Genomic DNA, 23,173 nt, shown 5'->3' with positions numbered 1-23,173 from the left:
GGTCGCGATGTGGCATTCTGTGGCGTAAGAAGATTCTGGCAACAACGATTGCCGCCGCCAGGCAATGCGTTTATTGTGATAAACGACTTTTTTGCCATGATTTTTCAGAAGGATTTAAGGCGTGACTAAACTACGTGTTGGGGTGATTTTTGGCGGTAAATCGGCGGAGCATGAGGTGTCGCTGCAGTCGGCCAAAAACATTGTGGATGCAATCGACAAAGAGAAGTTTGACGTCACGCTGCTGGGGATCGACAAACAGGGGCAGTGGCACATCAACGACGCCTCCAACTACCTGCTCAACGCCGAGAACCCGGCGCTGATCGCGCTGAACCGCTCGAACAAGAACGTGGCGCTGATCCCGGGCCAGGAAAAACAGCAGCTGATCGAAGCGGGCAGCGCCGGCGCGTTGGGCCAGCTCGACGTCATCTTCCCGATCGTGCACGGCACGCTGGGGGAGGACGGCTCGCTGCAGGGGCTGCTGCGCATGGCCAATATGCCGTTCGTCGGCGCCGGCGTGCTCGGCTCGGCGGTCAGCATGGATAAAGACGTGACCAAGCGCCTGCTGCGCGACGCCGGGCTGGCGGTGGCGCCGTTCGTCACCCTGACCCGCGCCAACCGCGCCGGATTCACGTTTGAGCAACTGAGCGAGCGCCTCGGCCTGCCGCTGTTCGTCAAGCCGGCCAACCAGGGCTCGTCGGTCGGGGTCAGCAAGGTGGAAAACCGCGCCGAGTTCGACGCGGCGGTATCGCTGGCCTTCAGCTTCGATCACAAGGTGCTGGTGGAGTCGGCGATCGTCGGCCGCGAGATCGAGTGCGCGGTGCTGGGCAACGACGATCCGCAGGCCAGCGTGTGCGGCGAGATCGTGCTGAGCGACGCCTTCTATTCTTACGACACCAAATACATCAATGAGCAGGGCGCTCAGGTGGTGGTGCCGGCGGCAATCGCGCCGGAAGTGAGCGACCACATCCGCGAGGTGGCGCTGAAGGCGTTCCGCGCGCTGGAGTGCTTCGGGCTGGCGCGGGTGGATGTGTTCCTGACGCCGGACAACCAGGTGGTGATCAACGAAATCAACACGCTGCCGGGCTTCACCAACATCAGCATGTATCCCAAGCTGTGGGCCGCCAGCGGCGTCAGCTATCAGGCGCTGATCACGCGCCTGATCGAATTGGCGCTGGAGCGCCACCAGCAGGATCGCGCGCTGAACAGCTCGGTGTTCGATCGCTAATCGCGGCAGGGGGCGGCGGTGCCGCCCCCGTCTCTCACTTCACCGTCACATCGATATCGCCGAAATACTTCTTCGACAGCGCCGTCACCGTGCCTTGCTGTTTCACTTTGGCGATGGCGGCATCCAGTTTTTTCTTCAGCGCCTCATCCCCTTTACGCAGGCCGAAGGCGATACCTTCACCGAGGATTTTGTCGTCGCGCACCGCCTCGCCGACGAAGGCGAAGCCTTTGCCGTCCGGCTGCGACAGGAAGCCGCTTTGCCCCGACGGCGCCATCACCAGCGTGGCGTCGAGCCGACCGGCCGCCAGATCGAGGTAAACCTGATTTTGATCCTGATAAGACACCACGTCCACGCCCGCCGGCGCCCAATGGGTTTTGGCGTAAATCTCCTGAATCGATCCTTGCAGCACGCCCACGTGTTTGCCCGCCAGCGATTTGGCGTCCGGCAGCAGGCCGCTGCTGGCCTTGGCGATCAGGCGGTTCGGCACCTGATAGATGGCGTCGGTGAAGGCGATCGCCTGGCGCCGCTGTTCGGTCACGTTCATCGCCGAGTTGATGGCGTCGAACTTGCGCGCCTGCAGCGCCGGGATCAGGCTGTCGAACGAGGTTTCCACCCAGCTGCATTGCAACTGCGCGGCGGCGCACACCGCGTCGCCCAGTTCGATGTCGAACCCTTCCAGTTTGCCGCTGGCGGATTTGGATTCGAACGGCGGATACAGCGCTTCCAGGCCGAAGCGCAGGCTGTTTTCCGCCGCCAGCGAAGCGCCGGCGGCCAGCAGGCATCCGGCGGCGAACAGCGTTTTCAATGCTTTCATAGGCAGTGCCCCTTTCCCATGGTTGGACAAAAAATCACACCTGGCTCAGGCGGCGCGCGCCTTCCAGCAGGGTCTCGTTATCTTTGGAAAAACTCAGCCGGATAATGCCGGTATCGGTGCCGTCACTGTAGAACGCCGACAGCGGGATCGTCGCCACCTTCGCTTCGCGGATCAAGCGCACGGCGAAATCATTGTCGCTTTCGTGACTGAAGCCGCTAAAGCGGGCCAGCATGAAGAAGCTGCCGCGGCTGGGCAGCAGCTCAAAGCGCGAATCCTGCAGGGCGCTGGCCAGCAGATCGCGCTTTTGTTGATAAAACGCCGCCAGCCCCAGGTAGCTCTGCGGGTTGGCGAGCGCGGCGGCGAAGGCGTGCTGCATCGGCGTATCGGCGGAGAACACCATAAACTGGTGCACCTTGCGGATCTCGTCCATCAGCGCCGCCGGCGCCAGGCAGTAGCCGACGCGCCAGCCGGTGACGTGGTAGGTTTTACCGAACGACGACACGATCACGCTGCGTTCCGCCAGCTGCGGGTAGCGCGCCATGCTGTGGTGAATATCGCCGTCGAACACCACGTGCTCGTAGACCTCGTCGGACAGGATCACGATGTCGGTGTCGCGGGTCAGGGCGGTCAGACGTTCGATGTCGTGCGCGTCAAACACCGCGCCGGTCGGGTTGTGCGGCGTGTTGACGATGATCATGCGCGTTTTGCCGTTGATGGCGGCGGCCACTTCGTCCCAGTCGACGCGAAAATCCTGCAACGACAGCTTGATCGCCACCGGCGTGGCGCCCTGCAGGCGCACGATCGGCGCATAGCTGTCGAACGCCGGTTCGAAATAGATCACCTCGTCGCCGGGATGCACCAGCGCGCTAATCGCCGAGTACAACCCTTCGCTGGCGCTGGCGATCACCGTGATTTCTTCGTCGGCGTCATAGCGTGTGCCATACAATCGTTCAGCTTTTTCCGCCAGAGCAGCACGTAACGCCGCCACGCCGCTCATCGGCGCGTATTGGTTATGACCTGCGCGCATGGCTTGCGTCGTCGCCTCGATCAGCTGCGGGTCACCGGCGAAGTTGGGCGCGCCCTGTGACAGATTGAGGGCCTGATGTTCGGCGCTGAGTTGGCCAATGACGGTGAAAATGGTGGTGCCGACGTCCGGCAGCTTCGAGCGGGATGAGCAGGCGCTCTGCATGATGGGCTCCAGGCAAACAGGGAAGTGTTGAGCGATTAAGCATCAGCCGGCGTAGGCGGACAAGGGAAAGTTTGTCATACTTGCCATGCACTACGATCATACCTAATCGAGGCCAGCTATGCCGATATCCCTGCCGTCGCTCGACGTGTTGAAAACCTTCGTGGTGGTGGCGCAACGCCTCAACTTTACCCATGCCGCCCGGCAGCTGCACCTGACGCAGGGGGCGGTCAGCCGGCAAATCCTCGGGCTGGAACAGCGCCTGGGCTATCCGCTGTTCAGCCGCCAGGCGCGCGGTTTGGCGCTGACGCCGCAGGGCGCGCAGCTGTTGGCGCCGGTGCAGCAGGCGCTGGGGCAGTTGGACGAGGCGCTGACGCGGGCCGCCGCCCCGCCGGGGGCGCTGCGCATCAAATGCCCGACCTGCGCCATGCGCTGGGTGCTGCCGCGCATCATTCGCCTGCAGAATGAACGGCCGGACATGCATATTGAGCTGACCGCTTCGGTGTCGCACGGTCTGGATTTCAGCACCGAGCAATTTGACGCCGCGGTGGTATTCGGCCGGCCGCCGGGCAAAAAGCTGAGCGCGCACCTGCTGTTCGACGAAATCCTCACGCCGGTCTGCACGCCGACGTTCCTGCCGCCAACGCCCCGGCTGGCGGACTTGACGGACAAAACCCTGCTGCACCCGACGCGCGATCGGCGCGACTGGCTGCGCTGGCTGAAGGCGGCGGGGGCCGATGCGCTGCCGTCCGGCAAGGCTCAGCATTTCGATACCCTCGATCTGGCGATGAGCGCCGCACTGCAAGGGTTTGGCATCGCCATCGGCGATCTGTGCCTGCTGGAGGAGGATATTCAGGCGCGGCGTATCGTCACGCCGTTCCCGCTCTGCGTCAGCAGCGGCGCGGCCTATTATTTGGTCTATCCTGAACGCGGGGCGCCATCGCCGGCGCTGGCGCAGTTTATCGATTTCCTGACGGCGGAGGCCGCCGACAGCCGCGCCCGGCTGCAGAATTACCTGCCGATAACCTGTAATGCTTTGTAAACATTAACGATGCGAATTCCCTTGGCGATGAAACAGAGTGTGGCAAACTGTTTCTTCACTCCGATTAAACTCCGCGGCGTTGGCGGCGGAAACACGCCTGAGATAAAACAAGATGAAATGGCTTTGTGTGGTGAGTATGTTGTCCGGTCTGGCCCTCAGCCCGGCTTTTGCGCAGGAAACGCCGATAACGCAGGGCATGCACGCCCAGCAGCGCGACGCCTTCGTGTCCAATTTGATGAAGCAGATGACGCTGGAAGAGAAGATCGGCCAGCTGCGGCTGATCAGCGTCGGGCCGGATAACCCGAAAGAAGCGATCCGCGAGGGCATCCGCAAAGGGCAGATCGGCGCCATCTTCAATACCGTTACCCGGCCGGATATCCGGGTGATGCAGGATCAGGCGATGCAGCTCAGCCGCCTGAAAATTCCGTTGTTCTTCGCCTATGACGTGGTGCACGGTCAGCGCACCGTGTTCCCGATCAGCCTGGGGCTGGCGGCCAGCTTCGATCTGGAAGCCATCGCGCTCAGCGCCCGGGTGGCGGCGCAGGAGGCCAGCGACGACGGCCTGAACATGACCTTTGCGCCGATGGTCGATATCACCCGCGATCCGCGCTGGGGCCGGGTCTCCGAAGGCTTCGGCGAAGACACCTGGCTGGTGTCGAAAATCGCCAGGGTGATGGTCGACGGTTTCCAGAACGGCGACCCGGCCAAACCCGGTTCGGTGATGGCCAGCGTCAAGCACTTTGCGCTGTACGGCGCCGTCGAAGGCGGCCGCGATTACAACACCGTCGACATGAGCCCGCTGCGCATGCATCAGGACTATTTGCCGCCTTATAAAGCGGCGGTGGATGCCGGCAGCGGCGGGGTGATGGTGTCGCTCAACGCGATCAACGGCGTGCCGGCCACCGCCAACCCGTGGCTGCTGAAAGATCTGCTGCGCGACCAGTGGGGCTTTAAAGGCATCACCATCAGCGACCACGGCGCAATCAAAGAACTGATTAAACACGGCGTGGCCGCCGACGCGCGCGACGCGGTGCGGCTGGCAATCACCTCCGGTGTCGACATGAGCATGAGCGACGAGTTCTACGACAAATACCTGCCGGGCCTGGTGAAAGACGGGCTGGTGGCTGAAAGCGATATCGACCGCGCCTGCCGCGACGTGCTGAACACCAAGTACGACATGGGGCTGTTCACCGATCCGTATGTGCATCTGGGCCCGGCGGGTGCCGATCCGCAGGACACCAACGCCGAAAGCCGCCTGCACCGCGCCGAGGCGCGGGTGGTGGCACGCAAAACGATGGTGCTGCTGAAGAACGATAAGCAGACGCTGCCGCTGAGCAAGCAGGCGACCATCGCGTTGGTCGGGCCGATGGCCGACAGCCAGCGCGACGTGATGGGCAGCTGGTCCGCCGCCGGGGTGGTCAAGCAGTCGGTGACCCTGCGCGAAGGGCTGGAGCGGGCGGTGGGCGACAAGGCGCGCATTCTTTACGCCAAGGGCGCCAACGTCACGCAGGATAAAGGCATCATCGACTACCTGAACGAGTATGAGCCGGCGGTGGCGTTCGACACCCGTTCGCCGCAGCAGATGATCGACGAAGCGGTGCAGGCGGCGAACAAGGCCGACGTGGTGGTGGCGGTGGTGGGGGAATCGCAGGGCATGGCGCATGAGGCCTCCAGCCGCGCCGACATCACGATCCCGCAGAGCCAGCGCGATCTGATCGCCGCGCTGAAAGCCACCGGCAAGCCGCTGGTGCTGGTGCTGATGAACGGCCGGCCGCTGGCGCTGAGCTGGGAGAGCGAGCAGGCGGACGCGATGCTGGAAACCTGGTACAGCGGCACCGAGGGCGGCAACGCGGTGGCGGACGTGCTGTTCGGCGACTACAACCCGTCGGGCAAGCTGCCGATGACCTTCCCGCGCTCGGTCGGCCAGATCCCGATGTACTACAACCACCTGAACACCGGCCGCCCGTTCGGCAAGGAGAATCCGGGTAAGTACACCTCGCGCTACTTCGATTCGCCGAACGGCCCGCTGTATCCGTTCGGTTACGGCCTGAGCTACACCACTTTCAGCCTGTCGGACCTGACATTGTCCAGCCCGACGATGGCGCGCAACGGCAAGCTAACCGCCAGCGTCACGCTGAAAAATACCGGCAAGTACGACGGCGCCACGGTGGTGCAGCTGTATCTGCAGGACGTGACCGCCTCGGTCAGCCGGCCGGTGAAAGAGCTGCGCAACTTCAAGAAAGTGACGCTGAAGGCCGGCCAGTCGCAGCAGGTTGAGCTGCCGATTAGCGAAGACGATCTGAAGTTCTACAACGCCAGCCTGAAATGGGGGGCGGAGCCGGGCAAATTCAACGTGTTCGTCGGCCTGGACTCCGACAACGTGCAGGCGCAAAGCTTTACGCTGAAGTAACCCTGTCCCCCTCGTTCGCCGCGCTGAGCGAGGGGGCATCTATTCATTCCCGCTAACGTCATCGGAGCTTGCCTCATGAAACGCTATCTGGACTGCAGCGCCAGCGATCTGGCCGATATCGGCAAAGCCGATCTGCTCTATGCCATCCGCGCCAGCGAAGGGCGCATCTTGGTCAGCGAAACCATCGCGGTCACTCAGCCGCTGCTCAATAACGTCACCAACGCCGAGCTGGCTGCCAGCCAGGGCGCCGACCTGCTGCTGCTGAACCTGTTCGACGTCGACCATCCGCACATCGCAGGCCTGCCCGCCGACGTGCCGCCACAGGAAGCGCTGCGCACGCTGCAGCGCCTGACCGGACGGGTGATCGGGGTGAACCTGGAGGCCGTCGATCCGGCCTTCGCCACCGAACATAACGATTTCTGGCAGATGACGGCGGGGCGTGCCGCCACCGCCGAGAATGCGCGCAAGCTGTATCAACTCGGCGCGCGCATGCTGGTGCTGACCGGCAACCCGAACAACGGCGTCAGCAATCAGGCGATCGCCGCCGCGCTGAAAGCGATCCGTGATGAGGTGGGCGACGAGATGGTGCTGGTGACCGGCAAGATGCACGGGGCCGGTATCGTGCGCGAAAGCGGCAGCCAGCTGATCGGCGAGCAGGACATCGCGCTGTTCGTGGAGAACGGCGCGGACATCGTGCTGTTGCCGGCGCCCGGCACCATTCCCGGCATGTCGCAGGAGAAAGTGGCGGCGCTGATTGCTTATGCGCAGCGGCAGGGCGCGCTGGCAATGACGGCGATCGGCACCTCGCAAGAGGGGGCCGACGTGCAGACCGTGCGGCAGATTGCGCTGATGAGCAAAATGGCCGGCGCGGATCTGCACCATATCGGCGATACCGGCTATCTGGGGCTGGCGCTGCCGGAAAACATCTTCGCTTACAGCGTGGCGATTCGCGGTGTGCGCCACACCTACAGCCGCATGGCGCGCTCGGTGAACCGCTAAGCCTGGGGCTTTTGCGCCGTCACGATGCTGAAATAGCCGAGCGACGGCAGCACCTGAGCAGGCCCGAAGCCGACGTCGTGCAGCAGGTCGCCGATTTCCCTGCCGGAGTATTGGCGGCCCTGCGTCCATCCCATCATCATCAGGCCGCATCCCGCGGCGGCCAAAGGCTGCTGATCAAGTTCCAGAAATAACCGAAATAATGCGGTTTTTTTAACAAAAAGGGTTCCGCTTCCGGCGTAAGATGAAATGTTTCGCCGTCTCTAGCGATCAATTTCAATGCCAATAGCGCCATGATCAACGTTTCCGCCGGGCGTCTTTCCACATTGGCCTGAGCGCATATATCGGTCAGGTTGCGGGGGGGCAGAGCAATAAACTCAAAGATGCCCAGGCGATGCGCGATAAGCACCGCCGGATAGAGATATAAATTCATCGTGATATCGAGAAGGGGTTTTCGTCGCATTGCGGCGGCCGGACGGCATGATTCATGTGAATCCCCTTCCACTAAGGCATGACACATCTTAACAGGCTATGCCACGCCGGTGGTTTTGGCAAAGAGGGGCACGCAATTGACCGCAGGCCAACGCTTCCGTTGTAAATAATTCCTGGGTGAGATTATTTTTACTATGAATTGAGCGCGGCCAATGCCGAACGTGCAAAAATGACAGCGGGCGGAGATTATTACCCCGGCATGCGTTTTTATTTTATTGAGGCTTAACTTAATCACCGCTATTAATGCATTAGGGTTGTGTTAATCTAGGCCGCCATTATACCGTACCGATATTCACACTGTATTTGTGAATAATTAAAAATTAAATAATTCATTATTAAAACGAGTTAACAATGAAAAAAAACATTCTGACCGGCATGATTGCCGCGACTCTGGGCCTGTTCAACACCGCTAACGCTGAAGGGATGGATCCTGCCGCATTGAAAAACGTCTATGACATCACGCGCAATACCGCCGGGTTGATGTCCTACTGTGTCGATAAAGGTTTCCTGAAAGCCGACAGCATCGACAACGCCAAGAAAATGGTGGCCTACGTGGCGGCTATTCCCGGCGGCGTCGACACCCGCGACGGCGACAAGCGCGAAGCGATGGGCCGAGAAGGCAATGTGCTGAACGACGACGGCAAAGTGGTCGCGTTGGAAAAAGAAGCGCCGCAGGGGCTGCAGGCATGGTGCCAGCAGGCTGACGAAGGGATCCGCCAGGGGCTGACGTCTATCGGTCAGTAAGTCTTCTTCACGCGCCCTTACAGGGCCGATGGGATCCGTCGCCACACCGGCGGATCCGCTTCCAGGATCGCATTCACGCCTCGTTTTACCTCCCGAGTACCCGCATCCGGTTTGATCCCGCTGATTGTTTCGCCATGCACATCGCTATATTATTTGCTATACAACGATAATCAACCGGTCACTGCCATGTTTAACTTTCTCCCGCGCCTGCTGTTGGCGCTTGTTTTGTTTTCCACCGCCGCCCAGGCGGATCGCCAGGTCACCGATCAGCTCAATCGCCAGGTCACGCTGCCCGATCGCATCACCCGCGCGGTGGTGCTGCAACACCAGACGTTGAACCTGTTGGTGCAGCTTGATGCGATGCCTCAGGTGGTCGGTGTGCTCAGCAGTTGGAAAAAGCAGCTGGGGCCAAACTACCTGCGGCTGGCGCCGACGTTGGCAACCCTGCCGATGCCGGGCGATCTGACTTCGGTGAATATCGAGAGCCTGCTCGGCCTGCATCCGCAGGTGGTGTTCGTGGCCAACTATGCGCCGCCGGAGATGATTGCGCAGATCGAACGGGCGGGCATTCCGGTGGTGGCTATCTCGCTGCGCCGCGAGGCGGCCGATCAGGCGGGTAAAATGAATCCGCAGCTGAGCGATGAGGATCGGGCCTATACGCTGGGGCTGCAGGACGGCATTCGCCTGATCGGCGAGGTGATGTCGCGTCAGCCTCAGGCAGAAGCCCTGATTAAGGACGTCATTCAGCAGCGCGCGTTGGTCGCCGAACGGCTGCGCGATCTGCCGGAAAATCAGCGGGTGCGGGTGTATATGGCCAACCCCGATCTCACCACCTACGGCGCCGGCAAATATACCGGGTTGATGATGCGGCACGCCGGTGCGCTCAACGTAGCGGCGAAGGACATTCAGGGGTTTAAACAGGTTTCTATCGAGGATGTCCTGAAGTGGGATCCGGCGGTGATTTTCGTGCAGGAGCGCTACCCGGAGGTGGTGAAACAGATCCTGACGTCACCGCAGTGGCAGCCGATCGACGCGGTGAAGAATAAGCGGGTCTACCTGATGCCGGAGTACGCCAAGGCCTGGGGGTATCCAATGCCGGAAGCGATGGCGTTGGGTGAGTTGTGGATGGCGAAAAAACTTTACCCGCAGCGTTTTGCCGATATCAATCTGCAGCAGCGGGTCGACGCTTACTATCAACGTTATTACCGCGCCACCTGCTGCCAGAGCGGGCAATGAGGCTGGGCTGGCTGGCATTGTTGACGCTGTGCTGCGCGCTGTTTTCGCTCGGCGTTGGCCGCTTTCAGGTGCCAATAACGCACAGCCTGATGATTTTGCTGGAGCCGTTCACCGGGCAGCATTATGCCGGCATCGATGCTATCCAACGCCAGGTGATCCTGGTTGTGCGCGTGCCGCGAGTGCTGTTGGCGATGGGCGCCGGCGCAGCGCTGGCCCTGTGCGGCGCGGCTTTGCAAGGCGTCTTTCGCAACCCGCTGGTCGACCCGCATATCATCGGCGTGTCGTCCGGCGCGGCCTTTGGCGGCACGCTGGCTATCCTGCTCAGCCTGCCATTGGCGGCGCTGCTGCTGTCGGCTTTTGTTTTCGGCATGGCGGCGCTGCTGTTGATTTTCACTCTCACCAGCGCCATTGCGCGGCGCAATATTCTCTCTTTGGTACTGGCGGGGGTGATCCTCAGCGGCTTCTTCTCAGCCTGCGTCAGCCTGATGCAATATCTGGCGGATACCGAAGAGAAACTGCCGAGCATCGTGTTTTGGCTGCTCGGCAGCTTTGCCACCGCCGATCGGCAAAAGCTGCTGATGCTGTTTGTGCCTTTGCTGTTGGCCGGCGGCTTGCTGTTGGCGCTGCGCTGGCGCATCAATCTGCTGTCGTTGGGCGATGAGGATGCCGGTGCATTGGGCATCAACGTTGAGCGCACTCGCTGGCTGATTTTGACGCTGTGCGCCGCCATCGTGGCCGCCCAGGTGGCGGTCAGCGGCAGCATCGGTTGGGTCGGCTTGGTGATCCCGCACGTGGCGAGGCGGCTGGTGGGGCCGGATCACCGGCGCCTGTTGCCGGCTTCACTTTGCCTGGGGGCCCTGTACATGCTGGTGATCGACGATTTGGCGCGCACGCTGAGCAGCAGCGAAATCCCGCTGGGCATTCTGACCGCGCTGATTGGCGCGCCGCTGTTCGCGCTGCTGCTGCGCCGCGCGCAAGTGAGAGGCTGGCATGACTGACACCTTATTGGCCGCCAGGGGCGTAAGGTTCGCCTGGCCGGGCGGGGCACCGCTGTTCCAGCATCTGGACATTCAGCTACGGCGCGGCGAAGTGCTGGCGGTATTGGGCCCGAATGGGCGTGGCAAGAGCACGCTGCTGCAGCTGTTGTTAGGCAGCCTGACGCCGCAATCCGGCGAGATTGAGCGCCACGGTGAGATGGGCTTTGTCCCGCAACACTTTGCGCCGCCGTTCGCCTACCGGGTGCTGGATATCGTATTGATGGGGCGGGCGCGCCATGTCGGCCTGTTTCGTTCACCGTCAGCCGAGGATCATCGGCTGGCGAGAGAAGCGTTGCAGTCGTTGGATTTGCAGCACCTGGCAGAGCGCGAGTTTGGCAGCCTATCCGGCGGTCAACGTCAATTAGTGATGATCGCCCGCGCGTTGGCGATGCGCTGCGAGGTGTTGATCCTGGATGAACCGACTTCGGCGCTGGATCTGCATTATCAGGATCGGGTGTTGAGCCTGATGGCGAGCCTGGCGCGGGAGCAGCAGTTGGCGGTGGTGTTCTCTACGCATCAACCCAATCATGCTCACGCGGTGGCCAATCGGGCTTTGCTGTTGGGCAAGGAAGGGCGCAGCCGGCTCGGTGCCTGCCGCGAGGTGTTAACGGCGCAATCCCTGTCACCCCTGTTCGAGCTGGCGATCGAACGGGTGCCGCTGACGGTGGCGGGCCGCCGTTACGCGACGCTGGTGCCGCTGTATCGCAGCCAACTGGAGCGACATGATGAGTGATATCCTGCTGTTTTCCGCCGGCAGCCTGCGGCTGGCGTTTGCGCCGCTGCTGTCGGCGTTTCAGCGGCGCGCCGGGCAAAAAGTCACGGCGGAATTCGGCCCGGCGGGGTTGTTGCGCCAGCGGATAGAGAATGGCGAGCGGCCACAGCTGTTCGCCTCGGCCAACGTGGCGCACCCGCAAAGGTTGGCGGATCTTGGGATAGCGGGGGCGGTGCAGATTTTTGCGCGCAATCGGCTCTGTGTGACGGTACGCAACGTGCCGGCATTAACCGAACGTCCGCTGCCGCAGGTGCTGTTCGATCCCCACTGGCGCCTTGCTACCTCGACACCGGAGGCAGATCCTTCCGGCGATTATGCGCTGCAGCTTTTCGAACGCTGTGAGCAATACTGGCCGGGACAAGGGGAAGCGTTGCGCCGCCGGGCGCTGCCGTTGGTTGGCGGCAGGGATTCTGCCCCGGTGCCGGCGGGCCGATTGGCAGCGGAATATCTGATCGCCGGCGGGCAGGCGGATATTTTTCTCGGCTACGCCAGCTATGCTCCGGCCTTAGCCGCCTACCCGACGTTGGCGGTGCGGCCGTTGGCGCCGCCGCTGGACATCGAGGCGGATTACGGTTTATGCCTGTTGGATGACGGCGCGCAGCGGTTAGCCGCATTTATCTTGAGCGAACAGGGGCAGGAAATCCTGAGCCGACACGGGTTTATGCGGCGCGCGGAATGACTCGCCGGGCCTGGCGGCCCGGAGAATGTTACCAGAACAGCGGGGTGGTGTTTTCAGCCAGAAACGCCAGCAGGGTTTCGTTGACCGCCGTCGGGTTTTCCTTGTTGCTGATATGCCCGGCGTTGGGGATCAGCACATGTTGACAGCCGAGAAGATCCGCCATGCGCTGGCCTTCCGCCGGCGGGCGCGGCTTATCCTGGGCGCCGGTGATGACGATGCTGGCGGCGGTGATGTTTTCCAGCAGCGCCAGCTTGTCGGGGCGACCGAAGATCATCCGGCCCAGCGGTACGATGCTCTCGCGCAGGCGATCGGCGGGCAGGCTCTGGAGCTGACACAACAGCGATTGCAATAAGGCGTCGGGGACGTCATCGGAATAAAACAGCGACGCGACATGTTCCAGCAGCGGCGAAGTGATGGCGCCGGCTTGCTCCACGGCGGCCAGCATGCCCATATAACGCTGCCGCGCCTCCGGCGTTTCGTCGCCCAGGTAGCTGTCCATCAGCGCCAGCACCTTGACCCGTTCCGGCGCCAGCGCCGCCAGTTCGGCGCCCCACATGCCGCCGACGGACAGGCCGACGATGCCGAACTCTTCAATATCCAAGCGATCCATCAGCGCCAAATGATCGGCGGCGATATCCGACAGGCTGTTTCGCCCGGTCGGCAGCGCCGGTGAGTCGCCGTGGCCCCAGAGATCCGGCACGATCAGGCGGTAGCGTTTCGCCAGCGCTTCAAACTGCGGCGCCCACATGTTCAGATCGAACAGATAGCTGTGGCCCAGCAGCAACGGAAAGCCTGAGCCCACGTCGAGATAATGCAGGGATTTGCCCATCGTTGGCATCTTATCGGTTCCTTATATAAAGAGAGTCCGGCTGCTTATATCACACTCATATTCAACCTGCGGTATTAATTTACCTTAAATTACTTAGGTAAATCCTTATTTTTAATTTCTCTTGATAACAAGACGTCAATGAAAGGTAACGCTAAGGATAATATTCTGGTGACGATAAGCGCCTTGGTTTATGCTGGCGCTCCTTTCAAGATGGAATAGCTAAACAGGGAGTCACGATGAAAAGACTTTTCAGACTATTAATTATTTTGCTTGTCATTTTGCTGCTGGCGGCGGTGCTGTGGTGGTTCTTCGGGCGCGGCAATCCGAATGCGCTGTGGCAAATCGTCAGCCAACAGTGCGTGCCCAATCAGCAGCAGAACAACGATCCGGCGCCCTGCTTAAAGGTTGATTTAACACAGGGTTATGTGCTGTTTAAGGACAGCAAAGGCCCCTATCACGATCTGGTGATGCCAACCGAAAAGGTCAGCGGCATCGAGAGCCCGGCATTGCAGACGGAGCACGTGCCGCCTTATTTCGCCCAGGCCTGGAATAACCGCGAACATATATCCGGCGAGTTGGGTAAGCCGTTAAAAGATGCGTGGCTTTCGCTGGCGGTCAATTCGAAATATGGCCGTTCTCAGGATCAGCTGCATATTCACGTTGCCTGCCTGCGTCAGGATGTCTATAACGCGCTGGGGCAACAGGCGGAGCAATTAGATCAGCAGTGGCGCCCGCTGGCGGTGAAATTAGTCGGCCACCAATATCTGGCCAGAAAATTGGCGGGCACCGATTTAACCCAGGAAGATCCTTTCCGTTTGCTGCACAACTATGTGGTCGAGCAGGGCGACAGCATCGGCAATTATGGCCTGGCGCTGGCGGTCAGCCCGCAGGGCGAGATGCTGCTGTTGGCCAACCGTTTGAAGTTGACCGATCTGAACTTGGGCTCGGCCGGCGAAATTCAGGACTACCACTGCGCGGTGGCGGGGAACTGAGTTTTTCTTATCGCTCCCCGCGTTGTCGGGGAGCAAATCTGTAAAAATGCGATATATCGCTCTGTATTAACTGGATTTTATTTTATTCCGCGACATCTGCTTGATCCTGTCATAACGTCCGATCTATTATTTGTTTGCACAAGCAAATAAATAAGCGAGAGCATTCCGGTATGTCACAACCACGCAAACTTCCTGCTGCGCTGGGCATCCATCTGGATGTGACCAATCGCCTGTGGCGCACGGCGATGGACCAGTCGGTAAAAATGACCAATCTGACGCGCCCGCACTGGCTGGCGCTGAGCGCGATTGCCGATTTGGGTGATGGCTGCACCCTGAAAGACGTTTCCCAGCATTTGAACGCCGAAGTCTCGACGATGTCGCGTGCGTTACTGTTTTTGGAAAAAAATCGGCTGATCGCTCGCGATGCCCTGTCTGAAGATAAGCGCGCTAAAGGCGTGAGAATGACCGTGGCCGGGCAGGAGATGCTGGCGCAGTTGGATCACTCCAGCCAACAGGCACGGCAAAAGCTGCTCAACGGCATTTCGGCCGGCGATCTGGAGGCTTTTTACCGCGTATTGTTTGGCATCAAACATAACGCGATAGCGATGCTCGAACAGGAAAATCTATTGCCGGACGAGTTTGCGCTGTTGGCGGAGGAGCGCGCGGGAGCGATGAAGCCGGAAGGTGAAGCGTGAACGGCCGCTGGCGGAGAGCACAACAGCTGTGCGTTATCGCGTTGGGGATCTTCTCCTGCCCGGTCTTCGCCAGCCAAAATGACCAACAGGTCATCGCACGCGGAAAATACCTGGCGATCGCCGCAGATTGCGCGGCTTGTCACCGCGGCAGCGCCCAACAGGACGCCCCCTACGTCGGCGGTTATGCCATCGCTTCGCCGATGGGCGATATCATCGCCAGCAATATCACGCCCGCCAAAGGAACCGGCATCGGCGACTACAGTGAGCCAGAGTTTCGCCGCGCGTTAACGCAGGGCATCCGGCGAGACGGCCAACCCTTGTATCCCGCCATGCCCTATACCGCTTATCGGGGGCTGAGCGATGACGATCTGCACGCGCTGTATCGTTATTTCATGGCCGGCGTCGCCCCGGTCGATCGCGCGGTGCCTGAGACCCAACTGGCGTTCCCTTTTTCCTGGCGTTATGCGATCCACGGCTGGAACTGGCTGTTTCTGAAAAAAACGCCCGTCGATGAAGACGTGAAAAAAGCGCGTGGTCGCTATCTGGTGGATGTTTTGGGGCATTGCTCGGCGTGCCACAGCCCGCGCAACGCGATGATGGCCGAACGCGACGATCGCTATCTGGCGGGCGGGGAGGCCGGCGGTTGGATCGCGCCGAATATCACCTCGGATCCCGTCAGCGGCATCGGCGGCTGGAGCAGGGAAGAGTTGGTGCAGTATTTGCGTACCGGGCGCAATGACAAAGCCCAGGCCGCCGGCGGCATGGCGGAGGCGGTGGAGCACAGCCTGCGTTTCCTGAGCGACGACGATCTCGACGCCATCGCCGACTGGCTTAAACAGACGCCGCCGATCGCCACCGCGCAAGGAACGAAAGCGGCCTATGCCTATCAGGGAGGCGGTGAAGGCCGTGCCGCCGGGCAGGCGCTGTATGCCGCTGCCTGCGCCAGTTGCCATCGCCTGGGCGGCGAAGGCGCCTACGACGGCCATTTCCCTTCTTTGACAAACAATTCCACCGTAGGCAGCGAGCAGGCCAATAACCTGATCATGGTGATGCTGCATGGCGTGCAGCGCCAGGGAGAGACGCTGCAAACCTGGATGCCGGGATTCGCCGACAGCCTGGATGACCGGCAACTGGCCGAGCTGGGCAATTACGTATTGCAGCAATTCGGCAATCCGGCGGTCAGGATAACGCCGCAGCAAGTGGCTCAGCTGCGGGCTGGCGGTGAGAAACCGTGGTTGATCGCGTCACTGCCTTATGTGTTTTGGGGCGGGGTATTGCTGGCATTGATCGTCATCGGGGCGTGGGTGAAACGTCGGGTGAAGCGTTGAGCGAGGAGAGAGTGGCATGAAGTTCAATCTGAACGGCCAGGCGGTCGAATTTAACGGCGAGCCGGATACGCCGCTGCTGTGGGTGATCCGGGAACATTTTAAGTTAACCGGCACCAAGTTCGGCTGCGGTATCGGCGCCTGCGGCGCCTGTACGGTACATGTCGACGGTAAGGCAGTGCGTTCATGTTGCTATCCGCTGCAATTGGTACGCGATCGGCAGGTGACCACCATCGAAGGATTGTCCACCGATCGCAGTCATCCGGTGCAGCAGGCCTGGATTGCAGAGGATGTGCCGCAGTGCGGCTACTGCCAATCGGGCATGATCATGGCGGTCAGCGCGCTGTTGGCGGAGCACCCGAAGCCGGACGACCGGCAGATAGATACCGGCCTGACCAATCTGTGCCGCTGCGCCACTTATCACCGTATCCGCGCGGCGGTGCACCGCGCCGCCGACAAGGGAGAACCCTAAGCATGGCGATCACCCGCAGAACCTTGCTAAAAGGCAGCGCGTTGGCGGTGGCCGCCATGCTGTTGCCGATATCGACGCGCAGCCTGGCAGCCGTGGTTTCGCAGGATGCGGCGCCGCCCGACGGTCAGTACGAATTGAACGATTGGATCTGGATCGATAGCGGCGGCCGCATCGTCATCGGCGTGTCGCAATGTGAGGTCGGGCAGGGGATTTACACCGGCCTGGCCGAAGTGGTGGCGGCGGAAATGGATGCCGATTGGGCGCAGGTGACGGTGAAGTTCGTCACCGGCCGCGATGCCTACCGCCAGGTTGCCGGGGGCGAGGCTTTCGCGCAGTTTGTCGCCGCTTCAACCTCCATGACCAAATTTTATCAGCGCACCCGGCTGGCCGGCGCGCAGGCGAGAGACTTTTTTCTGCGGGCCGGTGCGCGACATCTCGCACTTTCACCGCGGCAGTGCCGTACGGAGAAAGGTTGGGTGATTGAGGAGGGCGGGCAGCGCAAGGTCGCCTATGGCGATCTGGTGCGCTATGCCGCCGAGCTGCCGTTGGATCCGCAGCCTGCTTTAAAGAGCGAAGCGCAAGAGCAAGAGAGTTTCATCGGCAAGCCGCTGTTGCGGGTCGATACGTCGGAGAAAGTGGACGGCAGCGCGATTTACGGTATCGATATTGACCTGCCGGAGATGCTGATCGGCGTCCCCTGGATGGTGCCCGATCTCAGCGGAAAGCTGGTCGCCGTGCGTAATGAACGGCAGATCCGGGCCATGCCGGGCGTAGTGGAGCTGGTGCTGACCCGGCAGTGGTCGATGAACAACATGGTCGGATTGGATCACGATATGTCGCTCAATACGGTGATCGTGGTGGCGGCGAGCTACTGGCAGGCCAAAAAGGCGGCGGATTTGCTGGAGGTCGACTGGCTGCCGGGCGCAGGGCAAGCGCTGACCGATAGCGCGATTGCGGCGGAGAATCTGGCGATGCTGGATGGCGATACCTTGGTGTCGGCGGTCGATCGCGGCGAGGCGCCGGCGTTGATTCGTGGCGCTGAACAAGATTCGCGCTTGCATGAGGCGCGTTACGGCGCGCCTTATGTGGCGCATGCCACCCTGGAGCCATGCAACGCCACCAGCCATTATGAAGAGGGCCGTATCGAAACCTGGGGCCCTTTCCAGGGGCAGGACATGGTGCGCAACGTTCTGGCGAAAATGTTCGGGCTGAAGCCGACGGATGTGGTGGTGAATACGACCTACCTGGGGGGCAGCTTTGGGCGCAAATATCTGCCGGATGCCGTAATGCATGCTACCGCCGCCTCCCGGGCGGTGGGGAAACCGGTCAAGGTGATCTATCCGCGCGAGATCGACATGCGGCATGAATATTATCGTCCGGCCTGCATCAGCCATTATCGGGCGCTGCTGGATGAAAACGGCTACCCGCAGGCGCTGTGGGCGCGCTATGCCGGGCAGTCGCTATTCTGGCAAATGCGGCGCGAAACGGTACACGAGGCCGGGGGATGGGATGAAAGTATGGTGGAGTGCGTTTACAGCACGCCGTATCGCATCCCTCATCTGAAGGTGGAGGCCGGCATCGTCGAACAGCCGATTTCCCTGAGCTATCTGCGTGGCGTCGGCAGCGTCGCCAGCCTGTTCTTTTTGGAAAGCTTTATCAGCGAACTCAGCCATAAGGCCAAGCGGGACGAGTATCAGTATCGGCGGTATCTGCTGCAGGGCAACCCAGAGGCGTTGCGCGTACTGGAGGCTACCGCGGCGGCGGCGGGTTGGCAGCGCGAACCGCCGCCGGGCGTTTATCGCGGGATGTCGTGCAATATTTGGCTCGGCCGCAATAACGCTTTCACCACTTACGTCGGTTTGGTGGTTGAAATCGCCATTCAGGAAGGGCGGCTGCGGGTGCTCCGCGCGGTATGTGCGATTGACTGCGGCAAGGTGATAAACCCGAACCTGGTGCGCGCCAACGTAGAGGGCGGCATCGGCTTTGCGCTGACCACCTGTCTGCACAGCGAACTGCACTTTGAACGGGGCGGCGTGGTGGAAGGGAATTTCGATCGTTATCCGCTGCTGGCGATCGCCGAAATGCCCAAAGTGGAAGTGGTGGTGCTCGACAGCGCGCGTGCGCCGCAGGGATGCGGAGAAGTGTCGACTGCGGTGGTCGCTCCGGCGATAGCCAGCGCGCTGCATAAGGCCACCGGCAAAACCTATCGTACGATGCCGTTCCCACGCGAGTTCTCCTCGGTGTAACGGCCCGCCGGCGATGGCCAGCCGGCGGCTGCCGCGCGGTCAGAGCTTCTTCAGCAGCGCCAGCAGCTGCGCTTCGCTTTTCTCCGCCAGCCCGTCGATGGCCAGCTTGATGATGTCGGAGCGGGTAATGCGCACGATGCCGCTGCGCGCCGCCTGCACGATCACTTCATCGATGGCTTCAATGTGGCTGTCCGTCAGGCTGACGGAAATCGCCTTATAGGTGCGCTTGCGGCCGGCCGGTTTGGCTTCCGGCGCGGGCGCCGCGACCGGCAGCGTGTGCGAGGTGGCGCTGTTGATGAATTCGTCTTCCGACATGCGGTGGGTGGGGGTGCGCTTCTTCACAGGATCACCTCTTTCACCAGGCATTCAATTTCGCTCTGCGCCTTTTCGTTGTTCGCCTCATGCACGGTGATGGCTTCGCCCCAGGCGTCGCGGTAAATCTTGCGGTCGCACAGGCGGTGGCTCACCAGGGTGAACTCCGGGTATTCGCTCAGCACCTGCGCCGCTTCGTTGGCTTCATTGATGAAGATGTTGGTCGGGCACATGTTCAGCACGATGTAGCCTTTGACCTTCTCGTTGTATTCCTGCGCGGTGGAGAACATCTCCGACAGATAGCCGATGGTGTCGAGATCCATCTGCGAAGGGCGCAGCGGCGAGAGGAACAGATCGGCGGCCAGCAGCCCGGAGCGCAGTTCGGCGCTGTCGCGGCCGGCGGTGTCGACGATCACGTAGTCGTAATGGCGATCCAGTTCCAGCAGCGTTTCCTTGATTTTGCCCGACGCGGCCACCACCGGAATGTGCGGCAGCCCCTCGACGTTCTGACGGTCGTTGTACCAGGTCATGATCGATTTCTGGTCGTCGGCATCGACGATGATCGCCGTCTTGCCTTGCTTAAGAATCAGATACCCGGCGATATTCACCGCTTTCGTCGATTTGCCGACGCCGCCTTTTTGCGAGCCAATCAGAACAATCATGCTGCCATCTCTCAAGTTATTAAGCTGATAACTTATTAAGTTAATGTGCTTATTAGGTTGATAATCAAACAGGTTAACAAGAACAACTCGCGAACAATATGCACCAACTGCGGCGGCTTGCCAAGCCAGTATGTCGTTAACTGCGCAGCTTATTTTGCGCTGGAAGGCCCGGATGGGTAAGTAGGAATTCTCTGGGAAGTGGCGATGCGGAGGCGGGGTTTGTTAATTTAACAGCTTAATAAGTTAGTGGCTCATTAAGCTGTCGGTGGCGTTACTTCTTCATCATCGCCTTCAGGTTGGCGAACGGGTTATGGGTGGCGACGCCGACATCTTTCTGCGCGTCTTCACCGGCCACCACCGTCGAACCGTATTGATCGGCCTCGGTGTATTTCGAGTGTTCATGGTCGTGGCAGTACAGGCACAGCATTTCCCAATTGCTGCCGTCTTCGGGGTTGTTGCTGTGATCGTGATCGATGTGGTGCACCGTCAGTTCGCGCAGGTTGGAATAAACGAACTCGCGCGAGCAGCGCCCGCACACCCAGGGGAACAGTTTCAGCGCTTTTTCGCGATAGCCGGTTTCCAGCTTCGCATAGTTTTTGGGGATATAGGCCATGGTGGTCGTCCGTCGTGAATCACTATGCGGCAAATAATACCACACTGCGTGCGGCGACAACGTGCGGCTCATCCTGTCGCTAGCGAAATGTCTCCACCGCCCAGTCGATAAACGCCCGCAGCTTGCCGCTGAGGTGGCGATTGGACGGGTACACCACGTACATCTGCTCCGGCGGCGGCTGCCAGTCGTGCAGCAGGCTGACCAGCTCGCCGCGCTCGAGGTGCGGCTGCGCCATAAACCGATAGATCTGGATGATGCCCAATCCGGCCAGGCTCGCCGCCAGCAGCGCGTTGCCTTCGTTAATGCTGACCGGGTAGCGCTGTTGAATGGCGATCTCTTTGCCGCGTTCGACATAGCGTTGCGGATGGATGCGGTCGTTGACCGGATGGCGGTAGTGCACCATCGGAAAACCCTGTTCCAGATCGCACGGGTGGCGTGGGGCGCCGTGGCGCGCCAGATAAGCCGGGGTGGCGCAGCTGACCCAGTCCAGATCGAACAGACGCCGGGCGATCAGGCTGGAGTCGGCCAACGGGCCGCTGCGAATCACGCAGTCCGCGCTGTCGCTGATCAGATCGATAACGCGATCGCCGATGCTGAGATCGATCTGGATTTGCGGGTAGCGTTCCAAAAAGCCTGGCAGCGCCGGCAACAGCAGCTGGCGGGCGGTGCCGCTGCCGGTATCGATGCGCAGCACGCCCTGCGGAGAATTCTGTGACTCGGTCAGACAGCCCTCCATCTGCTCCAAATCCGCCAGCCATTTCACCGTATTCTGGTAATAGCATTCGCCTTCGCGGGTGACCGACACGCTGCGGGTGGTGCGCTGGAACAGCTTGGTCTGCAGGTGATCCTCCAGATTCTGGATCAGCTTGGTGACCGTCGCTTTCGGCATGCCCAGCGAATCGGCGGCGCGGGTAAAACCGCCGGTTTCCACCACGCGGTTAAATACCCGGATAGCGAGCAAATGATGATCCATAGGTTCCCAACGTCATGCCCCGGCAGTGGCCGGGGCATGTTTCTGCAGATAGATAATGATTAACACTGTTTAGCGCCAATCGCGCCGGAGCGCAAGCTGAGGCCGAACACCAGCGTGGCGGAGAGGATCAGCGCGCCGCCGAACAGCATGGCGCTGCTGACGCCCTGCCAATCCACCACCTCGCCGCCCAGCAGTGCGCCGGAGGCCAGTGCGATCTGGATGACGCACACCAGCAGCGCCTGGCCGGCTTCCGGCGCCTGCGGCACCGCGGCGAACATCCAGTTGGTGGCGCATACCGGCACGGCGCCGAACGCCAACCCCCAGACCAACACCATCAGCGTGGCGCCGGCGAGGCCGCTGAGCAGCGGCGAAACGATCAGAATACCCGCCAGCATGGCGGCGATCAGGATAAAGGTGGCGCGCAGGCTGTGTTCCGCCAGGCGCTCGCCGAGGAAGGTGCCCAGCAGGCCGATGGCGCCATAGGCCAGCAGCTGCAGCGAGATCGCCGATGGGCTGAGCACGAACACCTGTTGCAGCAGAGGGCGCAGATAGGTATAGGCGGCGAAGTGGCCGATGAACAGCAGCACGATGGCGATCAGGCCGATGCGCGCCATCGGCAGGCGCAGCGGCAGCACCAGATCGCGCGGCGTAACCGGCCGGGAAGGCGGTACCGACGTGAGTAAACGCAGCTGCGCCAACAGTACGCCGACCGCCAGAGCCGCACCGCCGAAGAAGGCGGCGCGCCAGCCGAACAGATCGCCGATCAGCGCCCCCGCCGGCACGCCGCACACCGCGCCGACCGAGATGCCGCTGAGGATCAGCGCGGTGGCGCGGCCCTGGCTGGCTTCCGGCACCAGATGGCGGCCGTAGTTGGCGGCGAACGACCAGAAACCGCCGACGCAGACTCCCAGCAGCACGCGGCCCAACAGCATCATCGGGAAGTTGACCGCCAGCGCCGCCACCAGGTTGGACACCATCAGCAGCAACGACAGTCCCAGCATCAGCAGGCGTCTGTCCAGCCGGCCGGAAGCCAGGCTCAACACCGGTGCGGCCACCGCCGCCACGATGCCGGGCATGGTGACCATCAGCCCGGCGGTGCCGGTGCTGACGCCGAGCGAAGGGGCGATGTTGGTCAGCAGGCCGATCGGCAGAAACTCGGTGGTGACCATGACAAAACAGGCGACCGTCAGCGAGAAGATCGCCGGCCACGGGGATGATGCAGGTTTATCTTTATTATTCAGCATAATGCCGCTCGTCTTGGGTGAATGCGCAGGCCGCGCTCGGGGCGCGGTGTGACCGAAGTCACAATCTACGGCAGGCCGAAGCCGCGGATAAATCCGTTTGCGGTGGTTACACTGTTTCTGAGGGGAAACAATCGCCGGCGGCGAGTGAAAACGCGGCTTGCGCCGCGCTGCGGGGTA

24 protein-coding genes are annotated in these 23,173 nt (G+C 61.3%); 14 read left to right on the top strand and 10 right to left on the bottom strand.

From position 1 onward, the window contains the following. Nucleotides 1-121: 121 nt before the first annotated feature. A complete protein-coding gene (gene ddlA / locus ACF8MC_RS07120) occupies nt 122-1,225 on the top strand; it encodes a D-alanine--D-alanine ligase (protein ID WP_033637551.1) in 1,104 nt (367 codons plus the stop codon). 34 nt (nt 1,226-1,259) lie between these two features. Here ddlA and ACF8MC_RS07115 read toward each other — a convergent pair whose 3' ends face one another. Beyond that, a complete protein-coding gene (locus tag ACF8MC_RS07115; RefSeq protein ID WP_130042675.1) occupies nt 1,260-2,039 on the bottom strand; it encodes an ABC transporter substrate-binding protein in 780 nt (259 codons plus the stop codon). A gap of 34 nt (nt 2,040-2,073) precedes the next feature. Then, on the bottom strand, nt 2,074-3,228 hold the full coding sequence (locus tag ACF8MC_RS07110) for a pyridoxal phosphate-dependent aminotransferase (RefSeq protein ID WP_164104693.1): 1,155 nt from the start codon (nt 3,226-3,228) through the stop codon (nt 2,074-2,076). A gap of 118 nt (nt 3,229-3,346) precedes the next feature. On the opposite strand from ACF8MC_RS07110, the gene ACF8MC_RS07105 reads away from it, so the two are divergent. The 3 genes from ACF8MC_RS07105 to ACF8MC_RS07095 all read left to right on the top strand — a co-directional run bounded on the left by ACF8MC_RS07105 (nt 3,347) and on the right by ACF8MC_RS07095 (nt 7,676). Beyond that, the gene (locus tag ACF8MC_RS07105) at nt 3,347-4,267 is read left to right on the top strand and encodes a LysR substrate-binding domain-containing protein (RefSeq protein WP_033653469.1); all 921 of its coding nucleotides are present in this window, start codon (nt 3,347-3,349) and stop codon (nt 4,265-4,267) included. 112 nt (nt 4,268-4,379) lie between these two features. Continuing rightward, the gene (gene bglX, locus ACF8MC_RS07100; protein WP_060425513.1) at nt 4,380-6,677 is read left to right on the top strand and encodes a beta-glucosidase BglX; all 2,298 of its coding nucleotides are present in this window, start codon (nt 4,380-4,382) and stop codon (nt 6,675-6,677) included. 75 nt (nt 6,678-6,752) lie between these two features. Next, nucleotides 6,753-7,676, top strand: coding sequence for a PEP phosphonomutase (locus ACF8MC_RS07095; protein WP_033637556.1), 924 nt, complete (start codon nt 6,753-6,755; stop codon nt 7,674-7,676). Here the strand turns inward: ACF8MC_RS07095 and ACF8MC_RS07090 are convergent. Both ACF8MC_RS07090 and ACF8MC_RS07085 read right to left on the bottom strand, forming a co-directional pair. Continuing rightward, nucleotides 7,673-7,816, bottom strand: coding sequence for a hypothetical protein (locus tag ACF8MC_RS07090; RefSeq protein ID WP_230120453.1), 144 nt, complete (start codon nt 7,814-7,816; stop codon nt 7,673-7,675). The two genes, ACF8MC_RS07095 and ACF8MC_RS07090, sit on opposite strands and share 4 nt — an antisense overlap. Further along, on the bottom strand, nt 7,816-8,136 hold the full coding sequence (locus ACF8MC_RS07085; RefSeq protein ID WP_050438918.1) for a methyltransferase dimerization domain-containing protein: 321 nt from the start codon (nt 8,134-8,136) through the stop codon (nt 7,816-7,818). The genes ACF8MC_RS07090 and ACF8MC_RS07085 overlap by 1 nt, the downstream gene beginning before the upstream one ends. A gap of 380 nt (nt 8,137-8,516) precedes the next feature. Here ACF8MC_RS07085 and ACF8MC_RS07080 point away from each other — a divergent pair, with 380 nt between their 5' ends. The 5 genes from ACF8MC_RS07080 to ACF8MC_RS07060 all read left to right on the top strand — a co-directional run bounded on the left by ACF8MC_RS07080 (nt 8,517) and on the right by ACF8MC_RS07060 (nt 12,633). Then, a complete protein-coding gene (locus tag ACF8MC_RS07080; protein ID WP_033647042.1) occupies nt 8,517-8,909 on the top strand; it encodes a hypothetical protein in 393 nt (130 codons plus the stop codon). Between the two features lie 186 nt (nt 8,910-9,095). Continuing rightward, on the top strand, nt 9,096-10,145 hold the full coding sequence (locus ACF8MC_RS07075) for an ABC transporter substrate-binding protein (protein ID WP_033647041.1): 1,050 nt from the start codon (nt 9,096-9,098) through the stop codon (nt 10,143-10,145). Then, entirely contained in the window at nt 10,142-11,143 is a 1,002-nt protein-coding gene (locus ACF8MC_RS07070; protein ID WP_033647040.1) for an iron ABC transporter permease, read from the top strand. The genes ACF8MC_RS07075 and ACF8MC_RS07070 overlap by 4 nt, the downstream gene beginning before the upstream one ends. Then, a complete protein-coding gene (locus ACF8MC_RS07065; RefSeq protein ID WP_049212827.1) occupies nt 11,136-11,915 on the top strand; it encodes an ABC transporter ATP-binding protein in 780 nt (259 codons plus the stop codon). Before ACF8MC_RS07070 ends, ACF8MC_RS07065 begins: the two co-directional genes overlap by 8 nt. After that, nucleotides 11,908-12,633: a substrate-binding domain-containing protein gene (locus ACF8MC_RS07060; protein ID WP_080435335.1), complete on the top strand. Its 726-nt coding sequence runs from the start codon at nt 11,908-11,910 to the stop codon at nt 12,631-12,633. The genes ACF8MC_RS07065 and ACF8MC_RS07060 overlap by 8 nt, the downstream gene beginning before the upstream one ends. A gap of 28 nt (nt 12,634-12,661) precedes the next feature. On the opposite strand, the gene ACF8MC_RS07055 is transcribed toward ACF8MC_RS07060, so the two are convergent. Beyond that, a complete protein-coding gene (locus ACF8MC_RS07055) occupies nt 12,662-13,462 on the bottom strand; it encodes an alpha/beta fold hydrolase (protein ID WP_080335407.1) in 801 nt (266 codons plus the stop codon). Nucleotides 13,463-13,698: 236 nt separating this feature from the next. On the opposite strand from ACF8MC_RS07055, the gene ACF8MC_RS07050 reads away from it, so the two are divergent. The 5 genes from ACF8MC_RS07050 (at nt 13,699) to ACF8MC_RS07030 (ending at nt 19,192) form a co-directional block, all read left to right on the top strand. Then, nucleotides 13,699-14,454 carry a CDP-diacylglycerol diphosphatase gene (locus ACF8MC_RS07050; protein ID WP_204350875.1) on the top strand — a complete coding sequence of 252 codons (756 nt, stop codon included), beginning with the start codon at nt 13,699-13,701 and terminating at the stop codon, nt 14,452-14,454. Between the two features lie 170 nt (nt 14,455-14,624). Beyond that, nucleotides 14,625-15,149, top strand: a complete 525-nt coding sequence (locus ACF8MC_RS07045) for a MarR family winged helix-turn-helix transcriptional regulator (RefSeq protein WP_060451397.1) — start codon at nt 14,625-14,627, stop codon at nt 15,147-15,149. After that, nucleotides 15,146-16,477 carry a cytochrome c gene (locus ACF8MC_RS07040; RefSeq protein WP_060451398.1) on the top strand — a complete coding sequence of 444 codons (1,332 nt, stop codon included), beginning with the start codon at nt 15,146-15,148 and terminating at the stop codon, nt 16,475-16,477. The genes ACF8MC_RS07045 and ACF8MC_RS07040 overlap by 4 nt, the downstream gene beginning before the upstream one ends. 16 nt (nt 16,478-16,493) lie before the next feature. Beyond that, the gene (locus ACF8MC_RS07035; RefSeq protein WP_033653460.1) at nt 16,494-16,946 is read left to right on the top strand and encodes a (2Fe-2S)-binding protein; all 453 of its coding nucleotides are present in this window, start codon (nt 16,494-16,496) and stop codon (nt 16,944-16,946) included. A gap of 2 nt (nt 16,947-16,948) precedes the next feature. Further along, complete coding sequence (locus ACF8MC_RS07030) at nt 16,949-19,192, top strand: molybdopterin cofactor-binding domain-containing protein (RefSeq protein WP_164104694.1); 2,244 nt, start codon at nt 16,949-16,951, stop codon at nt 19,190-19,192. Nucleotides 19,193-19,231: 39 nt separating this feature from the next. On the opposite strand, the gene ACF8MC_RS07025 is transcribed toward ACF8MC_RS07030, so the two are convergent. The 5 genes from ACF8MC_RS07025 to ACF8MC_RS07005 all read right to left on the bottom strand — a co-directional run bounded on the left by ACF8MC_RS07025 (nt 19,232) and on the right by ACF8MC_RS07005 (nt 22,996). Continuing rightward, the gene (locus tag ACF8MC_RS07025) at nt 19,232-19,534 is read right to left on the bottom strand and encodes a hypothetical protein (protein ID WP_033637563.1); all 303 of its coding nucleotides are present in this window, start codon (nt 19,532-19,534) and stop codon (nt 19,232-19,234) included. Continuing rightward, entirely contained in the window at nt 19,531-20,166 is a 636-nt protein-coding gene (locus ACF8MC_RS07020) for an AAA family ATPase (RefSeq protein WP_033637564.1), read from the bottom strand. Before ACF8MC_RS07020 ends, ACF8MC_RS07025 begins: the two co-directional genes overlap by 4 nt. 271 nt (nt 20,167-20,437) lie before the next feature. Continuing rightward, nucleotides 20,438-20,779, bottom strand: a complete 342-nt coding sequence (gene yajD / locus ACF8MC_RS07015) for an HNH nuclease YajD (protein WP_016928619.1) — start codon at nt 20,777-20,779, stop codon at nt 20,438-20,440. A gap of 79 nt (nt 20,780-20,858) precedes the next feature. Beyond that, complete coding sequence (locus tag ACF8MC_RS07010) at nt 20,859-21,752, bottom strand: LysR family transcriptional regulator (protein ID WP_033637565.1); 894 nt, start codon at nt 21,750-21,752, stop codon at nt 20,859-20,861. A gap of 59 nt (nt 21,753-21,811) precedes the next feature. After that, nucleotides 21,812-22,996, bottom strand: coding sequence for an MFS transporter (locus tag ACF8MC_RS07005; RefSeq protein WP_033637566.1), 1,185 nt, complete (start codon nt 22,994-22,996; stop codon nt 21,812-21,814). Nucleotides 22,997-23,173: the final 177 nt, after the last annotated feature.

This window comes from Serratia sp. LACPHL-BACT-2024-00286 (assembly GCF_043109535.1).
Lineage (GTDB): Bacteria > Pseudomonadota > Gammaproteobacteria > Enterobacterales > Enterobacteriaceae > Serratia > Serratia sarumanii.
Note: the sequence above shows the minus strand (reverse complement) of the source record. Positions and strands in the feature narration are given on the sequence as shown.